Below are 13,654 nucleotides of genomic sequence, written 5' to 3' on the forward strand. Positions count from 1 at the left end.
TTATTTCATGTCATTCCTTCACTATCAATACAGTGGCATAGGCGGATATACCTTCCTCCCTGCCCGTAAAGCCGAGTTTCTCCGTGGTGGTGGCCTTGATGGAGATGTCATCCTCGTCTATTCCCATCACCGCGGCAAGCGTACGTTGCATTTCGGGAATATAGGACTTCAACTTAGGCCGCTCAGCGCAGATGGTAGCATCAATATTACCCACCAAATAGCCTTTAGCAGCTATCAGTTCTATTGTTTTCTTTAACAGAATCTTGCTGTCTATATTCTTGAACTCACCGGCAGTATCGGGAAAATGATAGCCGATGTCGCGCATATTCGCCGCTCCCAGCAATGCGTCACAGATAGTATGGATGAGCACGTCTGCATCCGAGTGCCCCAACAATCCCTTTTCATGTTCCAGGCGGATACCGCCCAGCCAAAGCTCGCGCCCTGCCACCAGTTGGTGGACATCAAAGCCGAAACCTACACGTATCTTCATATCGTTACTTCTTTAAGTTGATACGAAAGTACGGAAAAAATAGGAACAAGAGAAGGAACAAGACACAAATTGCACGGATTACGCCGTTTTTTGCTCCCCTTGTGGAAAGAAAATCGAACGTAAACCGTGCAATCGGTATGGAGCATGAAGAATATGTTACGGTCTGTCGGGCAGACTGTCTACAATTCCTTTATAAAAAGCTCTCACATCTTGCCAGTGATAGAAAGGAGCCATATCCGTCTTCACCGGGATACTTACTTCATGCTCGTGCAGCAACAGTTTTACAATCACATCTTCCGGCGAGCCTTTCTTGCGGAAGAACACCAGCTGTATATTTCCTGCCATCGGCGCAACCTTGTAGTTGCACCACGCCTGATAGAACTTATCGGGGTCGGCCTCCTCGTTATAGCAGTTCTCCAACTTCATCAATCCTGCCAGGGGGATAATGTTTCCATCATGTGCAAAGCGGAAAGTAGCCGAGTTTCTACCCGAAGCAATAGCCTCGTCGGCAGCGGCAATGATGTTCTCCAGTGTCGGTTTGGCGTTTGCCACCATCAGTCCGTTGGTCATGGGCGAGGGACCGTCGCACACGTAGTTCTTGTAGTTGTGTATCTGCCAAATGTCGAATAACTCTTGCTTCTCAAAAATATCATAGAACGATACTTCCTGCTCCACGTCCTGCATGTCCGAGGCTATCGCATAAAGACCGCGCATCAGTTCCTCCGGATTCACACGTTTATGGACAAACTCTTTATCGGAGAAAAGTGAGTTCATCAGACGTTCGGGACGAACATGGCTCTTCTCGAATTTGCGGAACTCCTCGTACCAAGGGCCCTTGTGCGAAGTGAACTTCATGGCTTCCTGCGTATGAAAGTTCAAGTAAGGCATGTATTTGTTGCTGGATTCACGCTCAATCTTCAGTTGGGGATTGAATTCCTTCAGACGTTCGCAGAAGGCATCCATACTGAGTACGCAACGTATTACGAGTGTAGCACATGCCGACATCTCCGGCGCACCTTTAAAGACTTCGGGAAATGCCTGATACATACGTTCGGCAATACCGCGCTGCTGATCCACGCCCACTGGGCTCAAGTCTCCACCGCGTCCTTCGGCATCTGCCCAGACAATAGCCAACCGCTTGCGCACATCTTCGCCCAGCGGAGTAAGTTTACCTGCCTGATGTGCCTTTTCAAACACTTCCATCACACGGATATACTCCTCGTCAGAAATCAGCCAGCGCGAGCCATGACGTCCGAAGTGACTGATATAGAAAGGCTCGTAACCCTTCGGTGCCTTGGTCTGTACACCCGGTGCCGGATAGGCATAATACACTCCTCCGGTAACGGCAATGTTATCGAAGATTTCTTCGCGCGTGGCTTGTGCATACGACGATGTATGCACAGCCGATGCGGCAAAAAGAATGGTAGAAAAAACGATTCGTTTCAATCTAAAATTCATAGGATAATAAAGCTTTTCAGTTCAAGAAATCAGGATTTTGTGTCAAATTAGGATTGGTGGTAAACTCGTCCTGCGGAATGGGGAAGAGGTTGTATTTGTCGTCCACATCCTTACCTATGTAAGAACCTGCCACGCCATTGTCACTACCTTTCCAGTCCCAGTTATATCCCTTGGTGAACTTACCAAAACGAATCAGGTCTGTACGGCGAACCAACTCCATGTGCAACTCGCGGGCACGTTCATCCAAAAGGAAATCAAGATTCAACCGACTGTCGCTGATGCGTCCCGATACGCCATTACCATATTTGCCGGACATGTAAGCACGGTCTCTGATTTCATTCACATACTCCAACGCTTCGGTACGCGAACCACCTTCGGCGCCACGCAGAATAGCCTCAGCCGCCATCAAGTAGGCATCTGCCGTACGGAACATCGGATAATCGACAGAGGAGTACTTCGTGCCGCCTGGTTCCAGTTCACTGCCGTCTTTGCGCACGTTTCTCCACTTGATGCAGGCGTAGCCGTTATTGAAATCGCTCTGGAACTCCTTGCCTTCTACCCAAGTTTCTTTGGTGTGGCCAATAGAGAAGAATTGGGCACGCTTGTCTTTCTTGCCGTTCCCCCAGATGTCGTCTGCCACAAAAGTCTGGTCTTCTTCTTCGAACATATCCACCAGCTGTGTCTTTACGCGGGCATTGCCCCAGGTGCCGTTCACACCTATCCGGATATAGTTGCCCATATCTCCATTCATCAACGCCTTAATCAGGAAGTTAGTACCTGCGCTGCCTTGCGCATAGTCTGCATCCTGCACCAGCGGCCAGATGATTTCGGAACAAGTTTCATTGTCTGCCAAGAAGATGTGGCGATAATCGGAAGCCAGCGGATAATTACCTTCCGTAATTACCTTTTTGGCATATTTGTATGCGTTTGTGTATTCATTCTTTCCTACCCAAGTTTCGGCATTCAAGTAAACACGTGACAGCAAGAACCAGGCTGCTACACGGTCCACACGGGCATATTCGTTCTTTTTGGGTTCTTTCAGCAGGGTGGTCAATTCTTCCAGTTCGGACACCACAAAGTTGTAGATTTCCTCGCGAGTGGCTTGCTCGGGCATGTCACCTACTTCCATCGTTTCGTCCACGAAGGGTGTAGAACCGTAAAGGTCGCAGAGCATACTGTAACTATAAGCACGGATGAAGCGGGCTTCGGCACAATAGTATTGATACTCGTCTTTCAAGGCTTCATACACACCTCTCTCCTGCAATTTGCTCTCTGTACATTCACGTAGGAACTCGTTGCAATAGTTAATGGTCATGAAAAGACGGTAATAAGGATAACCCACAATCTCAGTAGAAGCATCCCAATTCAAGTAAAGCATGGCACGTACACCCTTGCTGCCACCGGACTGGAATACGATTTCATCCGTACAAGCTTCCTGCAAGTAGAACAAGGCACGAGTATAACCAGAATATCCTTCATCGATGCCCGACACATCGCCGTCTCCTCCGTCACCACCCTTCTGCCCTGTCTGTATCAGGGCAGCATAACACTTGGCAATCATGCCGATATAGCCCTCGGGAGTAGAGTACACCATCTCACCGGTCAGTTCGTTATCATCCAGCGGCAATGTATCCAGGTCGCCCAGGCAAGAAGCAAAAAGTGACACAGCCAGCAAACATACTGTTACTAATTTGAAATATCTAGTTTTCATAATCATGTATCTGTTTTTAGTCATTAAAAATTAAGGTTAACTCCCAGCATGAACGTACGCGGACGCTGATAGATGTTTTTATCGATTCCGTCATAAAGCTCCGGATCAAGACCGGAGTATCCGCTCAAAGTGCATACATTCTGTACGGCGAAGGAGAGACGGAGCGATGTCCCGTCGTTCCACAGTTTATTGAACGTATGACCGATGGTGATATTGTCTATACGGAAGAAGTTGCCTCTCTCCAGGAAATGGTCGGTGAACTGGCGGTCTTGCGTAAACTTGTTTTCGAGCGTAGAACGCAGGATGTTGCTGGAAACGCCGTTGCTGCCATAGAGTGCATCCAAGGAGTTGGAAGCAGCCACATAGTTATAGACATAGAAACCGAAGCTACCGTGTCCGTTGATGCCCAAATCCCAATTCTTGTAGGACAGACGGGTGGACAGACCGCAATAGTAAGGGGCCTTGGAACTCTTACCAGTGACGTACTTGTTAGAGTCTTCTTCGCTAGAAGTGATGGAGCCGTCTTTGGCAATGTATTTACCGTCCAGCGGCTGTCCGTTTTCGTCATAAGCTTGCTTCAGTAGATAGTAGGTATTCGGAGTCTCTCCTACCATGTGTACTTGCAGATAGCGGCCTGTACCTCCGGCGTTACCTGTCTTTACGTAGTTGCTCTCGTTGTCGATGGTGTTCAGCTTGGTAATCTTTGAGGCATTCCAAGTGAAGTTACCGCTGATGTTCCATTCCCAATCTTTGGTCTGGATGGGAACCAAGTTCACACCGATTTCAAGACCTTTGCTTTCCATATCACCGATGTTGGTTTCGATACGGTTGGTGAAGTTACTGCCGGCAGGTACAAAAATGTCGTTCAGCAGGTCTTTCGTGTTACGCCAGTAGTAGTCAATCGTACCCGAGATGCGGTTGTTCAAGAAACCGTAGTCGATACCGATGTTGTAAGTTTCCGTAGTCTCCCATTTAATGTTGGGATCGTAGCCGTTGGGGCGGTAGGTGGTGTACCACTTGTTACCGAACAAGTATCTGGACTCATCGTAAGATGCAGTATAGGTGGACAAATGCTGGTAGTAGGAACCGATGGACTGCTGGCCGGTCTGACCGTAGCTCAAACGGAGTTTTAGGTCGGACACTACTTTGTTGTCTGCCAAGAAAGCCTCATCGTTCACACGCCATGCAGCGGCTACGGAAGGGAAGTAGCCCCAACGGGTCTCGGGCGAGAAGCGAGAAGAAGCATCGGCACGTAACGTAGCAGTCAGCATATAACGCTGTTTCCAAGAGTAGTTCAATCGACCGTAGAAGGAGAGCAGGTAGAGTTCAGCTTCCTCGTGCTTGGGAGAGGTAAGATCCTCACCCTTGGTGTCGGTAGTGGTATCATGGTTCTTGTACCAGAAACGTTGCCAGCCGTAACCAGCCATGGCATTGAGGTTATGGTCGTTGAAGTCTTTGGCATAGTTGGCGTAGAAGTCGAGTAGTGTATTGCGTTTGTCGTTATGATATGTATAACGCTTTCCGGTACCATCCTGTTCGTTGCCGGTGTACATGGCGGGGGCCAAGTCAGGCATGTTATCGTGTTTGTCTTCCGTCAGGAAATCATACCCCATGTTCAGGTTCAGTCGAAAGTCTTCAAAACCGTGTATTTTATAATCGAGGGCAATATTACCGATGGAGCGTTTGGTCTTGTTCTGCTTGTCGGCAAGTTCCAAGTCGGAGACGGGGTTTGAGGCAGCTAGCGTGATGGGGGTATTACTTACACCCATCCACATATAGTACCCCAAACCTACATTACCGTCATAGTTCTGATATACAGGGCGTGTAGGGTCGAAACCTACGGCACTTCCGATGACACTGGTGGAAACCGGCTTTTCGTCCTCGATGCTACCCTTGATATTGATGTCAACAGAGAGATGCTTGTCGAAGAACTTGGGCGACAAACCGATACTGGCATTGAGGCGCTGGTAGTTGTTGTTTTTCAACGTACCGTTCTGGTTGGTATAGCCCACGGACACGCGGTAAGGCATATTCTTCAAAGCACCAGTCATGGAGAGGTTGTGGTCTGTACCCATTGCCACGCGGTAGATTTCATCCTGCCAGTCGGTATTGACATCACCCAGCTTGAAAGCCTCCGGAGCATTGGCATACTTGGCAAAGGCTTCGCGATATTCGGAAGCGGAAAGTACATCCAGTTTCTTATACACATTGCCCACCGTCACGTTGGCACTGTAGCTGAAAGAGGGACGTGAAACACCGTCGGTGTTTCCTTTCTTCGTAGTGATAATGATGACACCGTTGGAGGCACGCGAACCGTAGATGGCTGTTGCCGAAGCATCTTTCAATACCGTAAACGAAGCAATGTCATTCGGGTTGATAGAGCTGATGGAGGCGTTGCTGACAGGCACACCGTCGATAACTATCAGTGGGTCGTTGTCTGCTGACAAAGAAGCTCCCATACGGATACGGATGGTACCGCCGCTGCCCGGAGCACCGCTGCCCGGTACAATGTTCACACCGGCAACCTTACCCACCAGAGCGTCTTCGGCAGTCAATTGCTTTCCTTTGTTCAGCTCGTCCGGCTTCACAGTTAGCAGAGAACCAGTGACATCTCCTTTCTTCACTTGACCGTAACCGATTACAACGACTTCGTCCAGCATCTCCGTGTCTTCCTGCAAAGTGATGACGAGCGGTGTATTGCTGCCGGTAACCGTCAGTTCCTGGCCCTTAAAACCGATACATGTAATGGAGAGAATATCATTGACGGCAGCTTTCAAAGTAAAGTTACCGTCCACATCAGAGATAGTTCCCACAGAGGTACCCTTTATCAAGATGTTAGCCCCAATCAGTGGTTCACCTGTGTGGTCTTTCACATGTCCTTTCACTGCAATATCTTGTGCCGAAAGTGACAAAGACAAGAGCAATCCCAGCAACGGGAGAATACTCTTTGCGATTTTAATCATGCTTTTCATATAATACAATATATAGTTAATAAAAATAATGTTTGCCAAGAAAAGGAACCAAGCACGCCCGGTTCCATGCAATCCTTATACCCAATCTTCTTAACTAATACTTATCAAAAAACTACAGTTAACTTTAATCTTTTGTCGATGTTGCAAAGGTATATGATTAACTGTCCCGCGAAAAAGGCGAGTAGAAGCTTAAAGTAGACGCAAGCAGATTAGCTTTATCTATAAAACATTAAAAAACAGCATATTGTGAAAATCAGCAGAAAGTAAGAAAGTAGATTCACATAAAGGGCATAGGAGGAGTTTTACCCTATTTTCTGCACCATATTCAGGAAATCTTCTTTAGAAAGAAAGGATTTGCTCCGCACTTTCAAGCGGTAATTATATACGGTCTGCGAAGAGTAATGCAGGAAGGTGGCAATCTTTCCGCTATCTGAAATTCCCAACCGAATCAAGGCAAACACACGGAGTTCCGGAGTCAGCAGTTCGCCCTCTTTAGGATAGATGCGCTCGTTCTCCTGCAAAAGGTTATTAAAGTCGTTCACAAACTTAGGATAGAGTTTCAGGAAGACGCTGTCGAACGTATGGAAGAATTCTTTCAACTCGCCGGTGACAAAGGTGGTGGAGTGGATGGTTTTCACCAGGTCGTCCAGCTGCCCGGCCTTCACTTTCCTTGCCAGCATCTTGCGGAATTCTTCCTGCTTGTCTATATAGACGGAACACATGTTGAAGACGTAGCCGATGTACTCCTCCTTCACACGGTTCGACTCCTGCAACCGAGCATTCAGTTCCTGCAAGTCACCGTTGATGTGCTTCAATTCCTTGTTCATGTCATCCATGGTCTTTCTGGCAAGGGAAAGGCGCTTCATCTGATGATAAATATAGACCAAGGCCACCAGCAATACTGCCGCCAGGATGGATATCCATATAAATAAGGTGACCAGCTGTTCTTTTTCCTCATGCAACTTGGCCTCGTAGGTGGAGTTGATGACGGGCAACATCCCCGAAATCTCCATCGTACGGTAGCGAGCATTACAGAAGGTAGCATCTTGCATGGAGCATTCCATATAGGTATACGCACGTTCTATGTCGCCCTCGCCATAGAGCAGGTTGGCAAGTTTCCAAAGCGAAATGTATTCCTTTGTTCCGCTTTGCACGTCGGCTATTGCCGAGATGGTAAGATATTTCTTTTCCTGCTTGTGGTCTCCTTTGGCACCATAAACGCTTGCCAATGCAACAGAAGGAATGGCAAGGCTGAAGTCCTTCTGGCTATGGATATCATAGCAACCCTCCAAAACACCTATGGCTTCGTCATACTTACCCTCATACAGTAGTTTGTCGCCCAAAGTCAGTTGATAGCCTTGCGAATCGGGACGCTTCACACGCAGAATGGAGTCTTTGTACTGATATGCCAGCCGGGAGTATGACGCCTGCAATTCTTCTGAAAAAGCATAGGATGCCATCAGCGTGTACACTTTATGATAAAGATTATAGTAGTAGAACATATCTATCGCACCCAGTTCCTCCTGGGGAATGTCTTCCAAAATTTCCAGTCCTTCCTTATACATTCCTGTACCAATCATCACCTCTGCCACACGCATACGGGCAGAGTAGAGATGCGATGCTACGGACATACGCTGGGCTACTTCCACGCAACGATTTGCTGCCCACAAGGCAGAGTCCATGCGGTAGGCGCTGTATTTGCCGAACAACTCCTGGTAGATTTCCAGTAATTCCGCATCGGAACGGGTAGCCTTCAGCTGGCACTGCAAGGCATTGATTTGAGACTGACGTTCCAGTGTATATCGTTCACGCCCCTGCACAGATGCATCAAGCACCCGAAGCAATGAATCCACCTCTCTATCTTGGCAGAATAAAGGCATAGCGCAAAACAAAGCGAAAAGGATGGCAAACAAACGTTTCATGCAGTACGGTTTCTCTGTCTATAGTTCAAGATTACATCACAAAAGTAAACATTTACCCGTTGATTACAAAGTTCTTTGGACAAAAGATGTTTGGACGAAATTAGTAAAGGGATACTTTAGCTTTATAAAGCAGAAGTTTAGTAAGCTAACATAGAGGTTTACGGACAAAAATCCCGAATGCTGCTCAGCGGATATTGAAGTCAAGTACTTTCTCTTCCCCAAGATAGCCCTGCAAGTGCTGTCCGATGCTGACGGGACCTACTCCCACAGGGGTACCCGTGAACAGCAAGTCACCGATTTTCAAGGTCATGAAGCGGCTGACATAAGCAATGATTTCATCTACCTGAAAAAGCATATCCGATGTATGACCGCGTTGCACCTCCTTATCATCAATCGTCAAATGGAAGTCCAAATTCTGTACATTGCCGCCCACTTGTTCCAAAGGGACAAAGGTGCCGATAGCTGCCGAATTGTCGAACCCTTTGCAAAGCTCCCACGGATTACCCGCCTCACGGAACTTACGTTGCAAGTCGCGTGCCGTGAAGTCGATGCCCACCGTCACCGCATCGTAATAGCGATGGGCAAAGCGAGGAGCAATATTCTTGCCCAAACGGCAGATGCGCACCACCACTTCCGTCTCATAATGTACCTCGTTGGAAAAATCGGGGATAAAGAAAGGCTTGCCATCTTTCAGAATGGCCGAATCGGGTTTCAAGAAAATAACCGGTTCCTTATTCTCGTGTGTATGTCCCAGCTCTTTGTTGTGCAGAGCATAGTTCATTCCTACAGCAATAATCTTCATTACTTGATTTCGTTAAAGTTCAGTCTGTTAAACATCACGGCCAGATGGGCATAAAGGGAAGTGTTCTGCACGACAATGTTCTCGGGAACACGGATACGGAACGGGGTGAAGTTCCATACGGCCTTGATACCGCCCTCTACCATGGAATCCGTTATCTGCTGGGCTATTTCGATAGGTACCGTCAGCACGCCTATATTGACATCGTACTCCTGCATCTTCTGCTTGAACTCGTCCGAGTGATAGATGGGGATGCCGCTCAGTGTCGTACCCACCAGTTCGGGCTTCACATCGAAAGCAGCCACTATCTCCAAACCGAAATGGCTTAGGCCCGAGTCGCGCAGCAAGGCACCTCCCAAGCTTCCGACACCGAACAGAAAGGCTTTGTGTATATTGGTAAATCCCAGGAAGTCCTCCAGTACAGCTATCAGTGTGTCCACCTCATAGCCCACACGCGTACGCCCCGAGATATTGACATACGAAAGGTCTTTGGCAATTTGTGAAGCATCAATATTGATTTCCTTGGAAATCTGGGTGGATGATACGAATCGTTCCCCCTTTTGTTTCAGCAACTTTACATTAGAAAGGTACCACGGAAGCCGGCGCAAGGTAGGTTCCGGCACCTTCATGGTTTCTTTTTTCTGTAACGGACTGCTCATAGTTTCTTATTTAAGTTCTCAATATTGCGATTGACAAAAGTAGTGCTTTTTTTCTAATCAGTAACACGGATGCAACAAAAGCTTAACATAATTTCTAATTGCATAATTCCACATAATATCGTACTTTTGGGAAGTTTAAAAGAAAGAAGTATGAAGAATAATGATTGGAAAGAACGGTTGAATATAGTCTATTCCACCAACCCGGACTACAACTATGAGATGAATGACGATGAGGAGCAAGCTAGCCTCCCCCCTGCACAACAACGCCTGCGTGTACAGCTGGACCGCAAGAACCGGGGTGGCAAAGTCGTCACTCTTGTCACCGGTTTCGTGGGCACCGACAATAATCTGAAAGAACTGGGCAAATTGCTGAAAAGTAAATGTGGAGTAGGCGGAAGTGCCAAAGATGGAGAAATCATCGTGCAAGGCGACTTCAAACAACGTGTCATCGACCTCCTGAAGGCAGAAGGATACACGCAAACCAAGCCCGTGGGATAAACGCATCATCCGTCTCACTGCAACTGTAGAGGCATAAAAAAGTGACCGTTTAGGAATTCAACTCCATATACGGCCACTTCTTTTTATAGAATCGTTTCTAAGCGGAATTATTCAGCGCGCAAAGTAAAACGTTTGAAGTCAACAACCTTCAATTCAGGATCAGCTTCTTTCAAGACTTCTCTAACTGTCTTCTTGCCGTCCATGATGTCTTCCTGGTTCAGCAAGCAAACTTCTTTCAAGAACTTGCCAAGACGGCCCTTAGCAATATTCTGAATCATTTGTTCAGGCAGATGTGCAGCTTTCTCGGCAGAAACAGTAGCAATGATTTCCTTTGCCTTTGCCACGTCTTCAGCAGTAATCCAGCCTTTGGCCATGTTGCTTTCCATGTGGTCTTCGCTGTCCACGTGAGCCGGGTTGATACCAGCCTTCTTCAAAGCGGCCTCAACAGCCTTCTGTACCTGTTCAGCTTTTGTCTTCTCGATAGCAACATCTATTTCCTTCTGCTTGATTTCTTCAGATACGCCATCTTCGTCTACTGCAATCGGGTTCATGGCAGCAATCTGCATGGCAATCTGCTTAGCCAGTCCTTCTTCAACAGCCTTGTTGAAAGCAACAATAGTGCAGAGGCCATTTCTGTTCATGTGGTTATAAACCACAGTGCTTGCACCTTCTACAGTCATGTAACCATCCAACTCCATCTTCTCGCCAGTGATACCGCTACGGTCTGTTACAGCATCCTGTACAGTACCGTTGCCCATCGGCAGAGCTTTTACTTCGTCCAGAGTCTTGCACTTGTTAGCCACGGCAAGGTCCAGAATGTCCTGAGTCAATTTCACGAAATCAGCATTCTGAGCCACGAAGTCAGTTTCGCACTTCAGAGCGATGATAACGGCAAAGTCACCCGTAGTCTTAGCCAGCACACAGCCTTCAGAAGCCTCGCGATCTGAACGCTTAGCTGCAACAGCTTGTCCCTTCTTACGGATAATTTCCATTGCCTTGTCGAAATCGCCTTCAGCTTCAGTCAAAGCATTTTTGCAATCCATCATACCAGCACCGGTCATCTTGCGGAGCTTGGTTATATCAGCCATACTTACAGCCATAATATCTTTTTATTTTAATTGTTAATAATATCCTTATAAAGTAATTGAGAGTTGAGAATAGAGAATTGAGAATTGCCGTAAAGTAACTCTCAACTTTCAATTCTCAACTCTCAACAGTATGATTAAGCCTCTTCTTCCTTCATGAAAGCAGCAGCCTTAGCGGCATTGATTGCTTCCTCGTCGGACTTGTCGAGTCTTGCTTTTGTAGCTTTCTTCTTACCTTTGTTGGCAGGAGCTTCACCGGCAGCTTCCATGTCTACCTTTTCGGCCTTACGTTCTTCCAGACCTTCCTGCATAGCAGCGCAGCAAGCATCAAGAATAACTTCTACTGACTTAGTAGCGTCATCATTTGCCGGGATTACGAAATCGATATTCGTAGGATCGGAGTTTGTATCAACGATACCGAATACGGGAATCCCCAGACGGTTAGCTTCACGAACTGCGATGTTTTCCTTCATTACGTCGATAACGAACAGAGCAGACGGCAGACGAGTCAGGTCAGCGATAGAGCCCAAAGTCTTGTCCAACTTTGCACGTTGACGTGAAATCTGAAGAATTTCTCTCTTGGAGAGGTTTGAATAGGTACCGTCGCTTGTCAACTTGTCGATGGTAGCCATCTTCTTGACAGCCTTACGGATAGTCGGGAAGTTAGTCAACATACCACCCGGCCAACGCTCGATTACATAAGGCATATTTACAGATGCAGCCTTATCGGCAACCACCTGCTTAGCTTGTTTTTTAGTAGCAACAAACAGGACTTTCTTTCCTGATTTAGCGATTTGCTTCAAAGCTTCAGCAGCTTCGTCAATTTTAGCAACCGTCTTGTTGAGGTCAATGATGTGAATACCATTGCGCTCCATGAAGATGTAAGGAGCCATTGCAGGGTTCCACTTTCTTTTCAAGTGACCGAAGTGGCAACCGGCTTCCAATAATGTATCAAAATTTGTTCTAGACATTTTCTTTTAAATTAATCGTTTACTTTCTTTTTTGTTTCTTCTAAACCAACCGCCGGGTAGTCTGAATCTGAAGAGTCCCGGTAGTTTAGATACTAAACGCTTTTTCAGTTGAGAGTTGAGAGGTGAAAGTCGAGAATTAAGCAACTTGTCCGCCCCAACCGTTCTCCAACTCTTAACGTTTACTGAACTGGAATCTACGACGTGCTTTCGGTTGTCCCGGTTTCTTACGTTCAACAGAACGAGGATCACGAGTCATGAAACCTTCAGAACGGAGAGCAGCCTTGTCCTCAGCATTGATTTTCACCAGTGCGCGGGCAATTGCCAAACGCAAAGCCTGAGACTGGCCGGTGAAACCGCCACCGCAGAGATTAACTTTGATGTCGTACTTTTCAGCAACACCCAGCTTATTCAACGGCTGTTTAACTACATACTGAAGAATGCTTGATGGAAAGTACTCTGCGAGGTCTCTCTTATTAATAGTAATCTTTCCAGTACCTTCGCTTACGAAAATACGTGCAATTGCACTTTTACGTCTGCCTAATGCATTTACTACTTCCATTATCTCTTATTTAAGTACGTTAATATCAATCATTTTCGGGTTCTGAGCATCGTGTTTGTGCTCGCTGCCGGCATATACATACATATTGCCCAGCAATTTTGCGCCCAACTTGTTCTTAGGCAACATACCCTTTACTACTTTTCTCAGTAACTTGTCATCACCGTTCGGTTTTGCCTGCAAACGGGCAGGAGTGATTTCTCTCTGGCCGCCGGGATAACCTGTATATGACAGATATACCTTGTCATTCCACTTGTTACCGGTTAATTTTACTTTGTCGGCGTTGATAATGATTACATTATCGCCACAATCTACGTGAGGGGTAAAGTTAGGTTTATACTTTCCTCTCAACAGTTTCGCAACTTTTGCGCCCAGACGACCCAATACCTGGTCTGTAGCGTCAACAATGACCCATTCTTTAGTCACTGTAGCTTTGTTTGCAGAAATGGTCTTGTAACTTAAAGTATCCACTCTTAATTGTTTTTTAAAATGTTACTACTAAAATGTTTTTCTTCACCGCAAGCCAGTCATCC

General features: G+C 46.8%; 12 protein-coding genes. 1 reads left to right on the forward strand and 11 read right to left on the reverse strand.

Features of this window, described 5'->3' with window-relative positions; genetic code table 11:
- Positions 1-10 precede the first annotated feature (10 nt).
- The 7 genes from ispF to DW800_RS08630 form a co-directional block, all read right to left on the reverse strand.
- Positions 11-490 carry a 2-C-methyl-D-erythritol 2,4-cyclodiphosphate synthase gene (gene ispF, locus DW800_RS08600; RefSeq protein ID WP_005833434.1) on the reverse strand — a complete coding sequence of 160 codons (480 nt, stop codon included), beginning with the start codon at positions 488-490 and terminating at the stop codon, positions 11-13.
- A gap of 156 nt (positions 491-646) precedes the next feature.
- Positions 647-1,948, reverse strand: a complete 1,302-nt coding sequence (locus DW800_RS08605) for a histidine-type phosphatase (RefSeq protein ID WP_005833436.1) — start codon at positions 1,946-1,948, stop codon at positions 647-649.
- A 16-nt stretch (positions 1,949-1,964) separates the two neighbouring features.
- On the reverse strand, positions 1,965-3,659 hold the full coding sequence (locus DW800_RS08610) for a RagB/SusD family nutrient uptake outer membrane protein (protein WP_005833437.1): 1,695 nt from the start codon (positions 3,657-3,659) through the stop codon (positions 1,965-1,967).
- Between the two features lie 23 nt (positions 3,660-3,682).
- The gene (locus DW800_RS08615; protein WP_016274427.1) at positions 3,683-6,631 is read right to left on the reverse strand and encodes a SusC/RagA family TonB-linked outer membrane protein; all 2,949 of its coding nucleotides are present in this window, start codon (positions 6,629-6,631) and stop codon (positions 3,683-3,685) included.
- A 302-nt stretch (positions 6,632-6,933) separates the two neighbouring features.
- Positions 6,934-8,553 carry a DUF6377 domain-containing protein gene (locus DW800_RS08620; protein ID WP_119957977.1) on the reverse strand — a complete coding sequence of 540 codons (1,620 nt, stop codon included), beginning with the start codon at positions 8,551-8,553 and terminating at the stop codon, positions 6,934-6,936.
- A gap of 184 nt (positions 8,554-8,737) precedes the next feature.
- The gene (locus DW800_RS08625) at positions 8,738-9,355 is read right to left on the reverse strand and encodes a fumarylacetoacetate hydrolase family protein (protein ID WP_016274429.1); all 618 of its coding nucleotides are present in this window, start codon (positions 9,353-9,355) and stop codon (positions 8,738-8,740) included.
- Positions 9,355-10,011 carry a redox-sensing transcriptional repressor Rex gene (locus DW800_RS08630; RefSeq protein WP_005829607.1) on the reverse strand — a complete coding sequence of 219 codons (657 nt, stop codon included), beginning with the start codon at positions 10,009-10,011 and terminating at the stop codon, positions 9,355-9,357. The genes DW800_RS08625 and DW800_RS08630 overlap by 1 nt, the downstream gene beginning before the upstream one ends.
- 150 nt (positions 10,012-10,161) lie before the next feature.
- Between DW800_RS08630 and DW800_RS08635 the strand changes: the two genes are divergently transcribed.
- Positions 10,162-10,509: a translation initiation factor gene (locus DW800_RS08635; RefSeq protein WP_119957978.1), complete on the forward strand. Its 348-nt coding sequence runs from the start codon at positions 10,162-10,164 to the stop codon at positions 10,507-10,509.
- Between the two features lie 107 nt (positions 10,510-10,616).
- On the opposite strand, the gene tsf is transcribed toward DW800_RS08635, so the two are convergent.
- From tsf to rplM, 4 genes are all read right to left on the reverse strand, one after another.
- The gene (gene tsf / locus DW800_RS08640) at positions 10,617-11,609 is read right to left on the reverse strand and encodes a translation elongation factor Ts (protein ID WP_005829605.1); all 993 of its coding nucleotides are present in this window, start codon (positions 11,607-11,609) and stop codon (positions 10,617-10,619) included.
- A 122-nt stretch (positions 11,610-11,731) separates the two neighbouring features.
- Positions 11,732-12,565 carry a 30S ribosomal protein S2 gene (gene rpsB / locus DW800_RS08645; protein WP_005829604.1) on the reverse strand — a complete coding sequence of 278 codons (834 nt, stop codon included), beginning with the start codon at positions 12,563-12,565 and terminating at the stop codon, positions 11,732-11,734.
- A 172-nt stretch (positions 12,566-12,737) separates the two neighbouring features.
- On the reverse strand, positions 12,738-13,124 hold the full coding sequence (gene rpsI / locus DW800_RS08650) for a 30S ribosomal protein S9 (RefSeq protein ID WP_005829603.1): 387 nt from the start codon (positions 13,122-13,124) through the stop codon (positions 12,738-12,740).
- 6 nt (positions 13,125-13,130) lie between these two features.
- Positions 13,131-13,592, reverse strand: a complete 462-nt coding sequence (gene rplM, locus DW800_RS08655) for a 50S ribosomal protein L13 (RefSeq protein WP_005829602.1) — start codon at positions 13,590-13,592, stop codon at positions 13,131-13,133.
- Positions 13,593-13,654: the final 62 nt, after the last annotated feature.

Source organism: Bacteroides sp. AM32-11AC (assembly GCF_003603515.1).
Taxonomy (GTDB): domain Bacteria; phylum Bacteroidota; class Bacteroidia; order Bacteroidales; family Bacteroidaceae; genus Bacteroides; species Bacteroides uniformis.